General features: G+C 64.3%; 15 protein-coding genes. 9 read left to right on the top strand and 6 right to left on the bottom strand.

The window, feature by feature from the left end; translation table 11 throughout:
- Window positions 1-3: 3 nt before the first annotated feature.
- The 5 genes from AC4HIX_RS11815 to ugpB all read right to left on the bottom strand — a co-directional run bounded on the left by AC4HIX_RS11815 (window position 4) and on the right by ugpB (window position 5,117).
- Window positions 4-945 carry a glycerophosphodiester phosphodiesterase family protein gene (locus AC4HIX_RS11815; protein ID WP_475053515.1) on the bottom strand — a complete coding sequence of 314 codons (942 nt, stop codon included), beginning with the start codon at window positions 943-945 and terminating at the stop codon, window positions 4-6.
- Window positions 945-2,000 carry a sn-glycerol-3-phosphate import ATP-binding protein UgpC gene (locus AC4HIX_RS11810; RefSeq protein ID WP_475053513.1) on the bottom strand — a complete coding sequence of 352 codons (1,056 nt, stop codon included), beginning with the start codon at window positions 1,998-2,000 and terminating at the stop codon, window positions 945-947. Before AC4HIX_RS11810 ends, AC4HIX_RS11815 begins: the two co-directional genes overlap by 1 nt.
- Window positions 2,001-2,011: 11 nt before the next feature.
- A complete protein-coding gene (gene ugpE, locus AC4HIX_RS11805; RefSeq protein WP_475053512.1) occupies window positions 2,012-2,863 on the bottom strand; it encodes a sn-glycerol-3-phosphate ABC transporter permease UgpE in 852 nt (283 codons plus the stop codon).
- Window positions 2,863-3,744: a sn-glycerol-3-phosphate ABC transporter permease UgpA gene (gene ugpA / locus AC4HIX_RS11800; RefSeq protein ID WP_008558267.1), complete on the bottom strand. Its 882-nt coding sequence runs from the start codon at window positions 3,742-3,744 to the stop codon at window positions 2,863-2,865. The genes ugpE and ugpA overlap by 1 nt, the downstream gene beginning before the upstream one ends.
- A 71-nt stretch (window positions 3,745-3,815) precedes the next feature.
- Complete coding sequence (gene ugpB / locus AC4HIX_RS11795) at window positions 3,816-5,117, bottom strand: sn-glycerol-3-phosphate ABC transporter substrate-binding protein UgpB (protein ID WP_475053507.1); 1,302 nt, start codon at window positions 5,115-5,117, stop codon at window positions 3,816-3,818.
- A gap of 137 nt (window positions 5,118-5,254) precedes the next feature.
- Between ugpB and AC4HIX_RS11790 the strand changes: the two genes are divergently transcribed.
- Window positions 5,255-6,172, top strand: a complete 918-nt coding sequence (locus AC4HIX_RS11790) for a LysR substrate-binding domain-containing protein (protein ID WP_475053505.1) — start codon at window positions 5,255-5,257, stop codon at window positions 6,170-6,172.
- A gap of 101 nt (window positions 6,173-6,273) precedes the next feature.
- Here the strand turns inward: AC4HIX_RS11790 and AC4HIX_RS11785 are convergent, their stop codons facing one another.
- On the bottom strand, window positions 6,274-6,948 hold the full coding sequence (locus tag AC4HIX_RS11785; RefSeq protein WP_475053502.1) for a GntR family transcriptional regulator: 675 nt from the start codon (window positions 6,946-6,948) through the stop codon (window positions 6,274-6,276).
- A gap of 107 nt (window positions 6,949-7,055) precedes the next feature.
- On the opposite strand from AC4HIX_RS11785, the gene AC4HIX_RS11780 reads away from it, so the two are divergent.
- The 8 genes from AC4HIX_RS11780 to AC4HIX_RS11745 all read left to right on the top strand — a co-directional run bounded on the left by AC4HIX_RS11780 (window position 7,056) and on the right by AC4HIX_RS11745 (window position 14,774).
- Window positions 7,056-7,658, top strand: coding sequence for an amino acid synthesis family protein (locus tag AC4HIX_RS11780; protein ID WP_475053500.1), 603 nt, complete (start codon window positions 7,056-7,058; stop codon window positions 7,656-7,658).
- On the top strand, window positions 7,630-8,433 hold the full coding sequence (locus tag AC4HIX_RS11775; RefSeq protein ID WP_475053499.1) for an alpha/beta fold hydrolase: 804 nt from the start codon (window positions 7,630-7,632) through the stop codon (window positions 8,431-8,433). Before AC4HIX_RS11780 ends, AC4HIX_RS11775 begins: the two co-directional genes overlap by 29 nt.
- Window positions 8,430-9,356: a flavin reductase gene (locus AC4HIX_RS11770; protein WP_475053497.1), complete on the top strand. Its 927-nt coding sequence runs from the start codon at window positions 8,430-8,432 to the stop codon at window positions 9,354-9,356. The genes AC4HIX_RS11775 and AC4HIX_RS11770 overlap by 4 nt, the downstream gene beginning before the upstream one ends.
- On the top strand, window positions 9,353-10,390 hold the full coding sequence (locus AC4HIX_RS11765) for an LLM class flavin-dependent oxidoreductase (RefSeq protein ID WP_475053495.1): 1,038 nt from the start codon (window positions 9,353-9,355) through the stop codon (window positions 10,388-10,390). Before AC4HIX_RS11770 ends, AC4HIX_RS11765 begins: the two co-directional genes overlap by 4 nt.
- 12 nt (window positions 10,391-10,402) lie before the next feature.
- Entirely contained in the window at window positions 10,403-11,866 is a 1,464-nt protein-coding gene (locus tag AC4HIX_RS11760; protein WP_475053492.1) for an aldehyde dehydrogenase, read from the top strand.
- Window positions 11,867-12,162: 296 nt separating this feature from the next.
- Window positions 12,163-13,437 (top strand): flavin-containing monooxygenase, encoded by a 1,275-nt coding sequence (locus AC4HIX_RS11755; RefSeq protein WP_475053491.1) that lies wholly within the window; start codon window positions 12,163-12,165, stop codon window positions 13,435-13,437.
- A 123-nt stretch (window positions 13,438-13,560) separates the two neighbouring features.
- Window positions 13,561-13,977, top strand: a complete 417-nt coding sequence (locus AC4HIX_RS11750) for a RidA family protein (protein ID WP_475053488.1) — start codon at window positions 13,561-13,563, stop codon at window positions 13,975-13,977.
- 122 nt (window positions 13,978-14,099) lie between these two features.
- Window positions 14,100-14,774 (top strand): DUF1028 domain-containing protein, encoded by a 675-nt coding sequence (locus AC4HIX_RS11745; protein WP_475053487.1) that lies wholly within the window; start codon window positions 14,100-14,102, stop codon window positions 14,772-14,774.
- The last annotated feature ends 20 nt before the right edge of the window (window positions 14,775-14,794 follow it).

Below are 14,794 nucleotides of genomic sequence, written 5' to 3'. Positions count from 1 at the left end.
TGTTCAGGCGGTGCGCCAGTGCAGCCCGTGCATCAGCAACTGCCGCTGCACCCGCCCCGGGTAGTCGGTGCAGATCGCATCGACGCCAAGGGCGATCATCCGTTCGATGTCCTCCGGCTCATTCACCGTCCAGACCACCGTTACCAGCCCCAGTTCGCGGGCGCGGGCCAGCGATTCCGGGGTGATGTCCTCGAAATAGGGGCACCAGAACTGGCCCTTGGCGGCGGCCACGCGGTCCGGCAGGTCCAAGGCGCTGCAACCGGCCACTGGGTTCACCGCCTTGGAGGAATCCTCGCCCACTTCATCGGCGTTGTCCGGCAGCTGGGTCAGGAAGGAGGCGGGCATCTCAGGCGCGATCCGCTGGCAATCCGCCAGCAGGTCCCAGTCGAAACTGTGCAGCACCGTGCGCGGCTGCATTGCGGCCTGGCGGACCTCTGACACTACTGCCTCGACCAGGGTCTGGCGCGCGGCGGTGTCCTCCAGCAGCTCCGGGTCGGATTTGATCTCCAGCAGCAGATGCACGTTTTGATGTTCGGGCCGTTGCAGCAGCGCCAGCAGGTCGGCAAGCCGGGGAATGCGCACGCCGCTCAGAAACGCCTGGTCCGGAAACCGCTGGCCGTATGCGCTGCGGCCGTCCAGCCCGCCCGCGTCATAGGCCTGCAGCTCGGCATAGGTCAGCTCCGAAACCTTCGGCTCTTCCCCCTGCAGCCAGCAGCCATCAGCGCCGCGGATCATCGAGCGTGTCAGGCGGTGGTTGTGGGTGATCATTGCCACGCCGTCGCGGGTGGCGGTGACATCCAGCTCCAACAGCTCCACCCCGGCTTTCAGGGTAAACTCAAAGCCTTCCATGGTGTTTTCCGGCAGCACGCCGCGGGCGCCGCGGTGGCCGATCAGGCGGATCACGCCGGGTTCGGCGGCAAAGGCAGGGATCTGGGGGTACTGCATCAGCCCTCCAGCCGTTTGCCGGTGGCGGCATCAAACAGATGGGTCAGCTCCGGCGCCGCCGAGAACCGGCGGATGCTGCCAGTGCCGTCATTGGCGTGGCCCGGGACGCTGGCGGTTATGGTCTGCTCCGTGCCGGGCAGGCGGCCGTGGATCAGGGTGTTGGCGCCCAGCTGCTCCAGCAGCTCCACCTCGATGGCGATGGGGCCAGCGGAGTCTTCCATCAGGTGTTCGGGACGCAGGCCAAGGGTGGCAGTGCCGGAATGGGTGGAGGCCACTGGCAGCACGCCGCCGCCGGGCAGGGCGGCCTGGCCGCCGCTGATTTCCGCCGGGAAGAAGTTCATCGCCGGGCTGCCGATGAAGCCCGCAACAAACACCGAGGCCGGGCGGTCATAAAGCTCAATCGGGGTGCCGAACTGCTCCACATAGCCGCCGTTCAGCACCATCAGCCGGTCGCCCAGCGTCATCGCCTCGACCTGGTCGTGGGTCACGTAGATCGAGGTCACCCCCAGCCGCTGCTGCAGCTTGCGGATTTCCAGCCGCATCTGCACCCGCAGCTTGGCGTCGAGGTTCGACAAAGGCTCGTCGAACAGGAACACCTGCGGATCGCGCACGATGGCGCGGCCCATGGCCACCCGCTGGCGCTGGCCGCCCGACAGCTGGCGCGGCTTGCGGTCGAGGTACTGCTTGATCTCCAGGATCTCCGCCGCCTCCTCGACGCGGCGGTTGATCTCGTCCTTCGGCAGTTTGCGGATCTTCAGGCCATAGGCCATGTTCTGGCGCACCGACATGTGAGGGTAGAGCGCGTAGTTCTGGAACACCATGGCAATGTCGCGCGCCGAGGGTTCCAGTTCGTTCACCCGGCGCCCGCCGATGGCGATCTCGCCGGAGGTGACGCTTTCCAGCCCCGCCACCATCCGCAAGAGCGTGGACTTGCCGCAGCCGGAGGGTCCGACGATGACGATGAACTCGCCGTCGTTGATGTCGCCTTCGACATGGTGGAGCACCTCGGTCGGCCCGTAGGATTTCACCAGGTCTTTGAGTTGAATATCAGCCATTTCGGGGCGCCTTACTTATCGGTTTCCGTCAAGCCCTGCACAAAGAGCTTTTGCATTGCGATGACCACAAACACCGGCGGGATCATCGCCAAGAGGGCCGTGGTCATGATGATGTTCCATTGCGGGCTCTGCTCGGCCGCCTCCAGCATCTGCTTGATCGACATCACGATAGTGGTCATCGAGGTGTCGGTGGTGATCAAAAGCGGCCAGAGGTACTGGTTCCAGCCGAAGATAAACAGGATCACGAACAGCGCCGCGATGTTGGTGCGCGACAAGGGCAGCAGGATGTCAAAGAAGAACCGGAGCGGCCCGGCGCCGTCGATGCGGGCGCTTTCCAAGAGCTCATCCGGCACCGTCAGGAACACCTGGCGGAACATGAACGTCGCGGTGGCCGAGGCGATCAGCGGGATCGACAACCCCCAGTAGCTGTTCAGCATTCCCAGATTGGCGACAACCTCGAACGTCGGCAGGATCCGCACCTCGACCGGCAGCATCAGGGTGATGAAGATCATCCAGAAGAACCCCATGCGGAACGGGAACTTGAAATAGACGATGGCAAAGGCGGAGAGCAGCGAGATAGCGATCTTGCCGGTGGAGATCATCAGCGCCATCGCCAGGGAATTCAGCAGCATCAGCCAGACCGGTGCGGTTTCAGTCCCGCTGAGGCCGGAGCCGAACAGGGTCTGCTTCATGTTCTCCAGAAAGTAGTCGCCGGGCCACAGGGGCAGCGGCGCCTGGTTCATGCGCAGCTGGTCATGTGTGGCGGCGACAAAGGTGATCCAAACCGGCAGCGCGATTGCCAGAACGCCAAGCACCAGCACCAGATGGGTGAGGAAAGCGGTGAGGGGGCGGTTTTCGACCATCAGTATGCCACCTTTCTTTCAACAAAGCGGAACTGGACCACGGTCATGGCGATGACCAGCACCATCAGCACTACCGACTGCGCGGCGGAGCCGCCGAGGTCGAGGCCGACAAAACCGTCGTTGAACACCTTATAGACCAGGATGGTGGTGGAGGTGCCGGGGCCGCCCTGGGTGACGGCGTGGATAATGCCGAAGGTCTCAAAAAAGGCGTAGACCATGTTGATCACCAGCAGGAAAAACGTGGTGGGGGAGATCAGCGGGAAGATGATGGTCCAAAACCGGCGTGCCGGGCCTGCGCCGTCGATGGCGGCGGCCTCGATCACGGAGTTGGGGATCGATTGCATGGCGGCGAGGTAGAACAGGAAATTATAGGCCACCTGCTTCCACGCCGCGGCCAGGATCACCAGTGCCATCGCCTGGGTGCCATTGAGGTAGTGGTTCCAGGTGATGCCCGCGAATTCCAGGAAATAGGGGAAGATGCCCAGGGTCGGGTTGAACATGAACACCCACAGCGCACCCGCCAGCACCGGCGCCACCGCATAGGGCCAGATCAGCATGGTGCGGTAGAACATGGCGCCGCGCACCACCCGCTGGGCAAAGCCCGCGAGGATCAGGGCAAATCCCATCGACAGCGCCGCCACCAGCAGTGAGAAAACTGCGGTGCGCTGGAAACTGGCCAGATAGTGGGGATCGGTGGCGAGAATCTCGAAATTCTCGAACCAGACAAATTCGGTGCCAAGGCCAAAGGCGTCTTCGATCAGGAACGACTGATACATCGCCTGGCTGGCCGGCCAGAGGAAGAACACCAATGTGATGGCGATTTGCGGCGCAACCAGCAGGTAGGGCAGCGCCGAGGTAGGGAAATGCACCCGTTTGAGCATGAAGGACCCCAATCAGGAAAATGACCCTGCCGCCCGGGGGAGGGCGGCAGGGCCGGATGTGTCAGAGTGGTTTACTTCGCGGTGCGCTCGAACTTGCGCAGCAGGTCGTTGCCGCGCTCAACTGCGGCGTCCAGCGCCTCCTGCGCGGTTTTCTCACCGCCCCACAGCGCTTCCAGCTCCTCGTTGATCACGTCGCGGACCTGAACGAAGTTGCCATAGCGCAGACCGCGGCTGTTGGCGGTGGGGGTGTTCAGGCTCAGCTGCTTGATCGCGGTGTCGGTGCCCGGGTTGCTGTCATAGAACCCCTGTTCCTTGGACAGCTCATAGGCGGCCGTGGTGATCGGGACATAGCCGGTCTCCTGGTGCCACCAGGCCTGCACCTCGGGCGAGGAAAGGTAGCTGAGGAATTTGGCGGTGCCTTTGTATTCCTCCTCCTCGTGGCCTGCCAGCACCCACAGGGTGGCGCCGCCGATGATCGAGTTCTGCGGCGCGTCGGCCACCTTGGTGTCCAGCGGCAGCATGGTCTGGCCGAACTCGAACTCCGCCTGCGAGGAGATCGAGCCGTAGTAGGCCGAGGAGTTCATCCACATGCCGCACTCACCGTTGGTGAACATCGGCAGGCTGTCGCCGCGGCGGCCGCCGTAGACAAAAAGGTTGTCCTTGCCCATCGAGGCGACGTCATCCAGGCGCGCGGCCAGCTTGTCATTGTTGAAGGTCAGTTCGGTGTCGAAACCGGCAAAGCCGTTTTCCTGGGTGCCGGTCGGCAGGTCGTGCCAGGCCGAGAAGTTCTCGATCATCACCCAGGACTGCCAGCCGAAGGACATGCCGCACTTCATGCCATTGTCGACCAGCTTCTGCGCGGCGGTTTTCACCTCGTCCCAGGTCTCGGGCACTTCGGCGCCGGCCGCGTCCAGCGCGTCCTTGTTGTACCACAGGACGGGGGTGGAGCTGTTGAAGGGCATCGACAGCAGTTCGCCCTCGGGGGTCTCGTAATAGGACACCACTGCGGGCAGGAAGGCGTCGCCGTCAAACGGTTCGCCTGCGTCGTTCATCAGCTTCTCGACCGGGTAGATCGCGCCCTTGGCGGCCATCATGGTGGCGGTGCCGACCTCGAAGACCTGCACAATCTGCGGGTGTTCCTTGGCGCGGAAGGCGGCAATCGCCGCTGTCATCGTCTCGGTGTAGTTGCCCTTGTAGACGGGCACGACCTTGTAGTCGTCCTGGGTAGCGTTGAAATCTTCGGCAATCTTGTTGACGCGTTCGCCATTGGTGCCGCCCATGGCGTGCCACCACTGAATTTCGGTTTCTGCAAATGCGGTGCTGCCGGCAACGGCCAGAATTGCCGAGGCGCAGAGCAAGGATTTAACGGACATGAGCTTCTCTCCCTAATTTGTTCTGCGATAGCTTTTGTCCGGGCCGGGGGATAATTCAAGCAAAAGTTTTTTGACAAAAATCATAACATCATGTTATGCGGCCGCGTGTTCAACACCAGCCGAAGGCCGCTAACCCCTTGAAATTCAGTCTCAGACAGCTGGAGGCCTTTCAGGCCGTTGCCCGCACCGGGTCCATCACCCGGGCTGCGGAGACGCTGGGAATCTCGCAGCCTGCCGCCAGCCGGCTGCTTTCGGATTTTTCCAAATCAGTGGCGGTGGAGCTGTTCACCCGCCAGGACGGGCTGCTGATTCCCACCAGCGAAGCGCGCTATCTGCTCTCCGAGGTGGGCCGCGTATTCGACAGCCTGAACCACCTGGAGGAGCTCAACCGCGACTTGACCGAGCGCACCGCGGGGCATCTGCGAATTGCTTGCCTGCCGGGGTTCGCCACAGCGCTGCTGCCCAAGCTGCTGGCCCGGTTCCTGGAGCACCGCCCCGGCGTGCGGCTGACGCTGGAGCCGGACCGGCCGGAGCGGATTCTGGAGTGGATCATCGGCGAGCAGTATGACTGCGGCATTACCGACGGTTTTGCCGCCCATCCCGCGGTCGAGAACATCGACATCCCGATCCGCACCGTCTGCGTGCTGCCCGAAGGGGATCCGCTGGCAGAACAGGATGTTATCTCGCCCCGCGATCTGCAGGACCGCAAGATCATCCACACACGGCGCGACAGCCCGTTTTACCGGAGGCTTCACAAGGCGTTTTCCGAAGCCAGGGTGGAGCTGAACAGCTGGATCGAGGTGCGCCAGTTCTCCACCGCCTGCATTATCATCAGCCATGGGCAGGGGGCCTCAGTGGTAAGCGCGTTGGACGCCGAGCAGTTCCGCGGCCAGGGCATTGCCGTCGTGCCGTTTGCGCCGGAGCTGCACCACCGGCTGTCGATCCTGCGGCCGGTGTCGGGCAGCCGTTCGCTGCTGGCGCTGGATTTCCTGGATGCCTTCGTGGACAGCCTGAAACCCTTCCGCGCCGATCCGCCTCAGCCGCCGCGGATCTGAGACTCGGCTGCCGGGGCAAGCGGCCCGCAGGCTGAAATCCGGCGCGGATTTCAGCCATGAAAAATCGATTTTTCATGGCCGATTTCCTCGCAGGAAATCGGTTACCCCTCTTTCAGCAGCCGCTCGGCAGTGTGTTTGGCGTCGCTCAGATGCTGTTCAATGGCTGCCTGCGCGGCCTTGGCATCCCCCGAGACGACGGCCCGGCAGATCTCCTGCATATGGGCGGGACCGGGTTTTTGCCGCTCTGCGGTTGATAGCGTCACAGCCCGCAGCCTGCTGATGCGGCCATTCAGACGCTGGGCGATTTCCCAGGCGACATTGTGGCCGGCGCCTTCAAAGATGATGCGGTAGAACTCGGTCGTCGCCTTCAGCATCGGGCCGGGCACGCCTGCCGCCACGGCCTCTTGCAGTTCGTGCAGCGCGGCCTTCAGCTGCTCCGCCAGCTCTGGCGTCATGTTCTGCGCACAGGCGGTGGCAGCGGCGGTCTCCAGCATCTGGCGGATGTCATAGATCTGCCGCGCGTCCTCCCACCCCAGCTGCGCCACGATCGGCCCCTTGCCAGGCAGGATCTCGACCAGCCCCTCTGCCTCCAGATACCGGATCGTCTCCCGCACCACGGTGCGGCTGACGCCAAGCTGGTCGCACAGGGGCCGCTCCACCAGCCGCTCGCCCGGGGCAAACTGGCCGGAGATGATCGCCTCGCGCATCCGCTCCTGCACGATATCGCGCAGGGTCTGCGGCTGGTGGTCGATTTTGCTCATGATGGGGCTGGTCATGTTTCTTCCGATAGCAAGGGGGGCAGGGTGGAACAAGGCCGCATTGACATACTGTATGATGGTATACCATATTACGGCAACTGGAATCAGACAGGAAAGACCCGCCCATGCCCGCCGAAATCCGCAAGACGCTGCTGCATGTCGAAGAGACCCTGATCGAGGGCGGCAAGGCAGCGGAGCAGCCGCTCAAGATGATTGCTGCGGTGGCGGTGATCAAAAACCCGTGGGCAGGGCAGGGGTTTGTCGAGGATCTGCGCCCGGCAATCCACGACTGCGCACCGGGTCTGGGGGAGAAGCTGACCGCGATGATCCTGGAGGCGGCAGGCGGCGGCGACAAGGTTGAGGGCTACGGCAAGTCCGCCATCGTCGGGGTGAATGGCGAGGTGGAGCATGCCTCCGCCCTCATCCATACGCTGCGCTTCGGCAATCACTTCCGCGAGGCGGTGGGGGCGAAATCCTACCTTGCCTTCACCAACACCCGCGGGCCTGCGAATGCCTCGCTGCAAATCCCGCTGATGGATAAGAACGACGGCGGGCGGCGCAGCCATTACCTGACCATCCAGCTGTCGGTGGCGGATGCGCCGGGTCCGGATGAGATCGTGATCGCGCTTGGTGCCTCCATTGGCGGGCGGCCGCATCACCGCATCGGCGACCGCTATCAGGACCTGAAGGAACTGGGCCATGACGTCGACAACCCTGCCGCTGTCTGAGCCCTATGGCCCGGTGACCTGCCAGCGGGCAGGGCGCGGCGATCCGGTGGTGCTGATCCACGGGGTCGGCATGCAGTCGGCGGCTTGGGGGCCGCAGATTGAGGCGCTGTCCCTGACCCATCAAGTGATCGCGCTGGACATGCCCGGCCACGGCGGCAGCGCACGGCTGACGGAGGGCTCCGAACTGCCGGATTATGTGGCCTGGCTGCATGAGGTGCTGCAGGCGCTGGATCTGGGACCTGTCGCGCTGGCGGGTCATTCCATGGGCGCGCTGATTGCAGGCGGCTATGCGGTCAGCCACCCGCAGAACGTCTCCCGCGTGGCGCTGCTCAACGGGGTGTTCCGCCGCTCGGATGAGGCCCGGCAGGCCGTCGAGGCGCGCGCCGCCGAAATCCGCGCGGGCAGTTTTGATCTGGACACGCCTCTCACCCGCTGGTTCGGCAGCAGCGATGCCGACCGGCAAGCGCGGGCGCAGGTGGGTGAATGGCTGTCGGCTGTGGACCTTGACGGTTACGCCGCCGCCTATTCCGCCTTTGCCCGCGGCGACAGCACCTATGCGGACAGGTTTTCTGGCATCCGCTGCCCGCTGCTGGCGCTGACCGGCGACGGCGATCCGAATTCGACGCCCGACATGGCGCATGCGATGGCCGCTGCCGCACCGCAGGGCCGGGCGGTTGTCATCGAGGGCCACCGCCATATGGTCAACCTGACCGCCCCCGCAGAGGTCAACGCCGCCTTGCGGGACTGGCTGAATACGGAAGGAGCGACGTCATGAGAGATATCGACCCGCGCGCCCTGCGCCACGCCTTTGGCACCTTCATGACCGGGGTCACGGTGGTAACGGCACATGACCCGGACGGAAACCCGATCGGCTTTACCGCCAACTCCTTCACCTCCGTGTCGCTGGACCCGCCGCTGGTGCTGGTGTGCATCGCCAATTCCTCCAGCAACTATACGGCCTTCGAGCAGGCCGGGGGCTTTGCCATCAACGTGCTGGCAGAGGACCAGAAAGATGTCTCCAACACCTTCGCACGGCCCGTCGAGGACCGCTTTGCCGCCGTCAGCTGGCAGAAGGGACCGCAGGGCAGCCCGGTGTTCAGCGGTGTCTCCGCCTGGTTCGACTGCTCCATGCACAAAAGGGTTGAGGCTGGCGACCACCTGATCCTGATCGGCCGGGTGGAGGCGTTTGAGACCTCGCCCGCGCCAGGGCTGGGATATGCCCGCGGCGCTTATGTGACCGCTGCGGCTGAGGCCGAGGCGCTGAGCCAGGGCGCTAAACTGATCGTCTCGGCATTGATCGAGCATGAGGGCAAGGTGCTGCTCCTGGGCAACGACCAGGGCAAGCTGACGCTGCCGGAAATCCGGGTTGGCAAGGAGGGCGCCTCTGCCGCCCTGGCCAAACTGATCGCGGAAACCGGCGTCGAGGCCGAACCCGGTTTTATCTATTCCGTCTATGAAGACAAAGCGCGCGAACATCAGCACATCTCGTTTCTGTGCCAATCGGCCGGCGGCACACCGGCCAAGGGCGTTTTCACACCGCTGACCCAATCCACGCTGATGGACATTGCCGACGCGGCGATGTGCACCATGCTGGAGCGGTTCGCGAGTGAGGCCCGGATGGGCAATTTCGGGGTGTATTATGGCAATCAGACCACCGGGCAGGTCCGCCCAGTGGCGACAGGGAGCAAGGGCGCATGAAATTTTCCCTCTTTGCGCATATGGAGCGGATTTCGGAAGCCGACGATCAGAAGCGGCTCTATGACGAGTTCATCCAGTTGTGCAAAATCGCCGACGACGGCGGCATGCACGCGGTCTGGACCGGCGAACACCACGGGATGAACTTCACCATCTCGCCGAACCCGTTCCTGAACCTGATCGATGTGGCGCGCCATACCAAGAACGTGCGGCTGGGCACCGGCACGGTGATCGCGCCTTTCTGGCATCCGATCCGGCTGGCGGGCGAGGCGGCGATGACCGACATCATCACCGAGGGCCGCCTGGACCTGGGCATCGCGCGCGGGGCCTATTCGTTTGAATACGAACGCATGATGCCCGGCATGGATGCCTGGGAGGCGGGCCAGCGGATGCGGGAGCTGATCCCGGCGGTGCAGGGCCTGTGGCAGGGCGATTACGCGCAGGAGGGGGAGTTCCATTCCTTCCCGAAAACCACCTCCTCGCCCAAACCGCTGCAGCAGGACGGCCCGCCGATCTGGGTCGCCGCGCGCGATCCGAACAGTCATGAATTCGCCGTGGCCAATGGCTGCAACGTGCAGGTGACACCGCTGTGGAAGGGCGACGAGGAGATTGCCGACCTGATGGGCAAGTTCAACGATGCCTGCGCCAAGCACAGCGACGTGCCGCGGCCCAAGATCATGCTGCTTCAGCACACCTATGTCGCAGACAGCGCCGAGGATGTGAAACGCGGGGCGGAGGAGCTGAACCGCTTCTACTGCTATTTCGGGGCCTGGTTCATGAACAAGCGGGACGTCAGCCAGGGCTTGATTGATCCGCTGAGTGACGAGGAGATCGCCGCACACCCGTTCTACAGCCCCGAGGCAATGGAGCGTGATCTGGTGATCGGTGAACCCGCGGCGGTGATCGAGCGGCTGAAAAAATATGAGGCGCTGGGGTATGATGAATACTCGTTCTGGATCGACAGCAGCATGAGCTTCGAGCGCAAGAAAGCCTCGCTTGAGCGGTTCATCACCGAAGTCATGCCCGCGTTTCAGTAAGGGAGCCTGAGAATGCAGACCTTCCAGCAGTACATTGGCGGAGCGTTTGAGGACGCAGGGGAAACCTTCGAGACCCTCGATCCGGCCACCGGCAAACCCTGGGCGCAGATGCCAAGCGCATCGGCGGCGGATGTGGACCGTGCAGTGCGGGCCGCGGAGGCAGCGTTCTTCTCCAGCGAATGGGCCGGCATGACCGCCACCCGGCGCGGCAAGCTCTTGATGCGGCTGGCCGATCTGGTGACGGAAAACGCCCCGCTTCTGGCAGAACTGGAAACCCGCGACACCGGCAAGATCATCCGCGAGACCTCGGCCCAGATTGCTTATGTGGCGGAATATTACCGCTATTACGCAGGGCTGGCCGACAAGATCGAGGGCGCGCATCTGCCGATCGACAAGCCCGACATGGAGGTCTGGCTGCGGCGCGAGCCGGTGGGGGTGGTGGCCGCCATCGTGCCGTGGAATTCGCAGCTGTTCCTGTCCGCTGTCAAAATCGGCCCGGCGCTGGCCGCGGGCTGCACGGTGGTGCTGAAAGGTTCCGAGGAAGGCCCGGCACCGATGCTGGAGTTCGCGCGGATCTTTGATCAGGCAGGCTTCCCGCCCGGTGTGCTGAACGTGATCACTGGCGGGCCGGAGGCAGGCGCGGCGTTGACCAGCCACGCATCCGTGGCCCATGTCGCCTTCACCGGCGGGCCGGAAACCGCGCGGCATATCGTGCGCAACTCGGCGGAGAACCTCGCCTCCACCTCGCTGGAGCTGGGCGGCAAGTCGCCTTTCATCGTGTTTGACGACGCCGATCTGGAAAGCGCGGTGAATGCGCAGGTGTCGGGGATCTTTGCGGCGACCGGGCAAAGCTGCGTCGCGGGATCGCGGCTGGTGATCCAGAAGGGCATCAAGGACGCCTTCCTTGCGCGGCTGAAAGAGAAAGCCGAAGCGGTGGTCATTGGCGCGCCGGATGACATGGTGACAGAGGTCGGGCCGCTGTGCACCCTGAAACAGCGCGACCATGCGGTGCGCCTGATCGAGGCATCGGTGCAGGCAGGGGCCAAGCTGGTCACCGGCGGCACCGTGCCGGAAGGGGAGGGGTTCTATTTCCCGCCCACCGTGCTGGACTGCTCGGACGCACCGGATGCGCCCTGCCTCAGCACCGAATTCTTCGGGCCGGTCTTGTCGGTGGTGGATTTCGAGACCGAGGCAGAGGCGATGGAGCTTGCCAACAATACCGCCTTTGGCTTGGCCTCGGGCGTATTCACCCAGAACCTCACCCGCGCGCACCGGATGATCCGGGGTATCCGCGCGGGCATTGTCTGGGTCAACACCTACCGCGCGGTCAGCCCGATTGCGCCCTTTGGCGGACACGGTCTGTCGGGCCACGGGCGCGAGGGCGGGCTGCAGGCGGCGCTGGATTACACCAAGGTCAAGGCGGTCTGGCTGCGCACCAGCGACGATCCGATCCCGGACCCCTTCGTGATGCGGTAGGGCGGGCCGGACCTTAACATCTCCGGCAGCGCCTCCTGACCTGGCGTCTTGTCTCTTTGCCTGCCGCAGGCACCGGATCCGTTCTTCATCTGGCTGAAAATATCCTCGGGGGAGCGCGAGGGGGCAGACAGCCCCCTCGTTCAAGCCCTTGAACTCAGCCATAATCCGCTGCTTAGCTCCACGCGAACCAGAGGTAAGCCATAGATTTCTTTTTCCTGACCCGGCGGTGTGGAATTCCTGTTGAGGAAGCGCGGCGGGGTGCAGCCCTCGCTGCAGTGTCAGGAGAGGGTCTGGAGATGGCGATAGAAAAGATTGACACGCTGGTTGTTGGTGCGGGCCAGGCGGGCGTCGCCATGAGCGAGCATCTGACCAGCAACGGCGTGCCGCATCTGGTGCTGGAAAAGAACCGCATCGCCGAGGCCTGGCGGACCGGCCGCTGGGACTCGCTGGTGGCCAACGGCCCGGCCTGGCACGACCGCTTTCCCAACCTGGAGTTCACCGGCACCGATCCGGAGGCCTTTGCCGGCAAGGACCGAGTGGCGGATTATTTTGCCGAATATGCCGAGCGCATCGGGGCGCCAATCCGCACCGGGGTCGAGGTCCTGAGCGCCGAGCGCATCGATGGCAGCGGCGGGTTCCGGGTCAAAACCTCGGACGGGGTGATCGAAGCGCAGCGCATCGTGGCCGCAACCGGCGCCTTCCAGCATCCGGTGATCCCGCCGGTGGTGCCGCAAGGGGCCAGCGTCAATCAGCTGCACTCCTTCCATTACCGCAACCCCGATCAGCTGGCTGACGGCGCGGTGCTGGTGGTGGGCGCAGGCTCCTCCGGCGCGCAGATTGCAGATGAGCTGAACCGCGCAGGCCGCAAGGTCTTTCTGTCGGTGGGGCCGCACGACCGCCCGCCGCGGATGTACCGGGGCCGTGATTTTGTCTGGTGGCTGGGTGTTCTGGGCCTGTGGGACCAGGCAGCGCAGGAGCCGGGCAAGGAGCATGTGACAATCTCTGTCAGCGGCGCCTATGGCGGTCAGACCATGGATTTCCGGCGCCTGGCAGGCGAGGGAGTGACCCTGCTGGGGCTGACCGAGTCCTATGAGGGTGGCACCATGAGATTTGCAGACGACCTGCAGGAGAACATCGCCAATGGCGACGCCGATTACCTGAAGATGCTGGATCTGGCTGACGCCTATGCCGCCCGCACCGGTATAGACCTGCCGGAGGAACCAGAGGCGCGCAAGGCCTTCCCGGATCCGGAGAGCCTGACCCATCCGATCCGGGAACTGGATCTGGAGAAAGAAGGCATCACCACCATCCTCTGGGCCACCGGTTTCCGCCAGGACTTCGACTGGATGAAGGTGAATGCGTTTGACGCCCAGGGCCGCCCGCAGCACCAGCGCGGGGTGTCGAGCGAGCCGGGGATCTACTTCCTGGGCCTGCCCTGGCAGTCGCGGCGCGGCTCGACCTTCATCTGGGGGGTCTGGCATGATGCCAAGCATGTGGCCGACCAGATCGCCATCCAGCGCGACTATGAAGCCTACCGCGGCCCCGCCGAACGCCGCGCGGATCAGATCTGAGTGCTGGCTTAGCCGCAGCCGAAGCAAGGGGTAGCCATAAGATGCTTTGGCTGTCCCGCGGCGCGTGAGAGTTTTTCCGGCAAACGCAATATCCGGCCGGCCCCGTCACATCAGGAGGATACCATGGCCCATACCCGCATCCGCAAGTTCAACACTTCAGACACCTACCCGGAACAGAACCTGGACAACGACCTGTGCCAGGCGGTGGTGACCACCGGCGGCAAGACCGTTTACCTGCGCGGCCAGTGCCCGCAGAACCTGGATGACGCAAAGAATATCGAGAGCCACGATCCGGTGGAGCAGACCCATAAGGTGATGCAGAACATCCAGCAGCTGATCGAGGAGTGCGGCGGCTCGATGGAGCATCTGGTCAAGGTGGTGGTCTATATCACCGACGTGCGCCACCGCGAGGCGGTCTACCGCACCATGGGCGAATACATCAAAGGCGTGCATCCCGTCTCCACCGGGCTGGTGGTGCAGGCGCTGGCGCGGCCCGAGTGGCTGGTGGAGATCGACGGCACCGCCGTTATCCCGGACTGATCCGGAAGCGCGGAGGGGGCTGTCTGCCCCCTCTTGAGCCTGCGGCTCAATTCACCCCCGAGGATATTTCCGGCCAGATGAAGAACGGATCCGTCTCCAGTGGCTGGTGAGGAGGAGAGACGATGACATTTTCGCTTGTGGCGCGCTGCGCGGAAACGGGCATGTTCGGGGTGGCGATCTCGTCCTCCTCGCCGGCGGTGGCGGCGCGCTGTTCCTTTGCCCGCGCGGGCGTTGGCGCGGTGGCGAGCCAGAATGTGACCGACCCCAGCCTGGGTCCCTTGGCGCTGGACCTGATGGAGCAGGGCATGACCGCCGCCGCCGCGGTGGCCAAGGTGCGCGAGATCGGGCGGTTCATCGAATACCGGCAGGTGCTGGCGGTGGACAGTATTGGCGGCACCGCCATTCATTCGGGGCCGAACTCCCTGGGGATCTGGACCCAGGCGGAAGGCCGGGATGTCGCCTCGGGCGGCAACTTGCTGGCCAATGACGGGGTCTGTCAGGCAATCGTGGACGGGTTTCAGGCGGCGGAGGGCCATCTTGGCGACCGGCTGATTGCCGCAATGCGCGCCGGGCTGGCCGCGGGCGGCGAGGCCGGGCCGGTGCATTCGGCCGGCATGAAGATCGTCGACAAGGTGAGCTGGCCGGTGGCCGATCTGCGCTGCGATTGGACCGAGGACTGCCCTGTCGAGGCCGTCGCCACCGCCTGGGAGGTCTACAAGCCGCAGCTCGACGCCTATGTCCAGCGCGCGCTCGACCCGCGTGAGGCGCCGTCTTACGGCGTGCCCGGGGACGAATGAACGGCGGATAGGCGCGGCGC

Source organism: Leisingera sp., assembly GCF_982940295.1.
This window is presented reverse-complemented; position numbering and strand designations above follow the sequence as displayed.

Bases quoted from the DNA above. Each gene is read 5' to 3' on its own strand.
- AC4HIX_RS11815 (WP_475053515.1), bottom strand. From the start codon at position 945: ATGCAGTACCCCCAGATCCCTGCCTTTGCCGCCGAACCCGGCGTGATC.
- AC4HIX_RS11810 (WP_475053513.1), bottom strand. From the start codon at position 2,000: ATGGCTGATATTCAACTCAAAGACCTGGTGAAATCCTACGGGCCGACC.
- ugpE (WP_475053512.1), bottom strand. From the start codon at position 2,863: ATGGTCGAAAACCGCCCCCTCACCGCTTTCCTCACCCATCTGGTGCTG.
- ugpA (WP_008558267.1), bottom strand. From the start codon at position 3,744: ATGCTCAAACGGGTGCATTTCCCTACCTCGGCGCTGCCCTACCTGCTG.
- ugpB (WP_475053507.1), bottom strand. From the start codon at position 5,117: ATGTCCGTTAAATCCTTGCTCTGCGCCTCGGCAATTCTGGCCGTTGCC.
- AC4HIX_RS11785 (WP_475053502.1), bottom strand. From the start codon at position 6,948: ATGACCAGCCCCATCATGAGCAAAATCGACCACCAGCCGCAGACCCTG.
- AC4HIX_RS11780 (WP_475053500.1), top strand. From the start codon at position 7,056: ATGCCCGCCGAAATCCGCAAGACGCTGCTGCATGTCGAAGAGACCCTG.
- AC4HIX_RS11775 (WP_475053499.1), top strand. From the start codon at position 7,630: ATGACGTCGACAACCCTGCCGCTGTCTGAGCCCTATGGCCCGGTGACC.
- AC4HIX_RS11770 (WP_475053497.1), top strand. From the start codon at position 8,430: ATGAGAGATATCGACCCGCGCGCCCTGCGCCACGCCTTTGGCACCTTC.
- AC4HIX_RS11765 (WP_475053495.1), top strand. From the start codon at position 9,353: ATGAAATTTTCCCTCTTTGCGCATATGGAGCGGATTTCGGAAGCCGAC.
- AC4HIX_RS11760 (WP_475053492.1), top strand. From the start codon at position 10,403: ATGCAGACCTTCCAGCAGTACATTGGCGGAGCGTTTGAGGACGCAGGG.
- AC4HIX_RS11755 (WP_475053491.1), top strand. From the start codon at position 12,163: ATGGCGATAGAAAAGATTGACACGCTGGTTGTTGGTGCGGGCCAGGCG.
- AC4HIX_RS11750 (WP_475053488.1), top strand. From the start codon at position 13,561: ATGGCCCATACCCGCATCCGCAAGTTCAACACTTCAGACACCTACCCG.
- AC4HIX_RS11745 (WP_475053487.1), top strand. From the start codon at position 14,100: ATGACATTTTCGCTTGTGGCGCGCTGCGCGGAAACGGGCATGTTCGGG.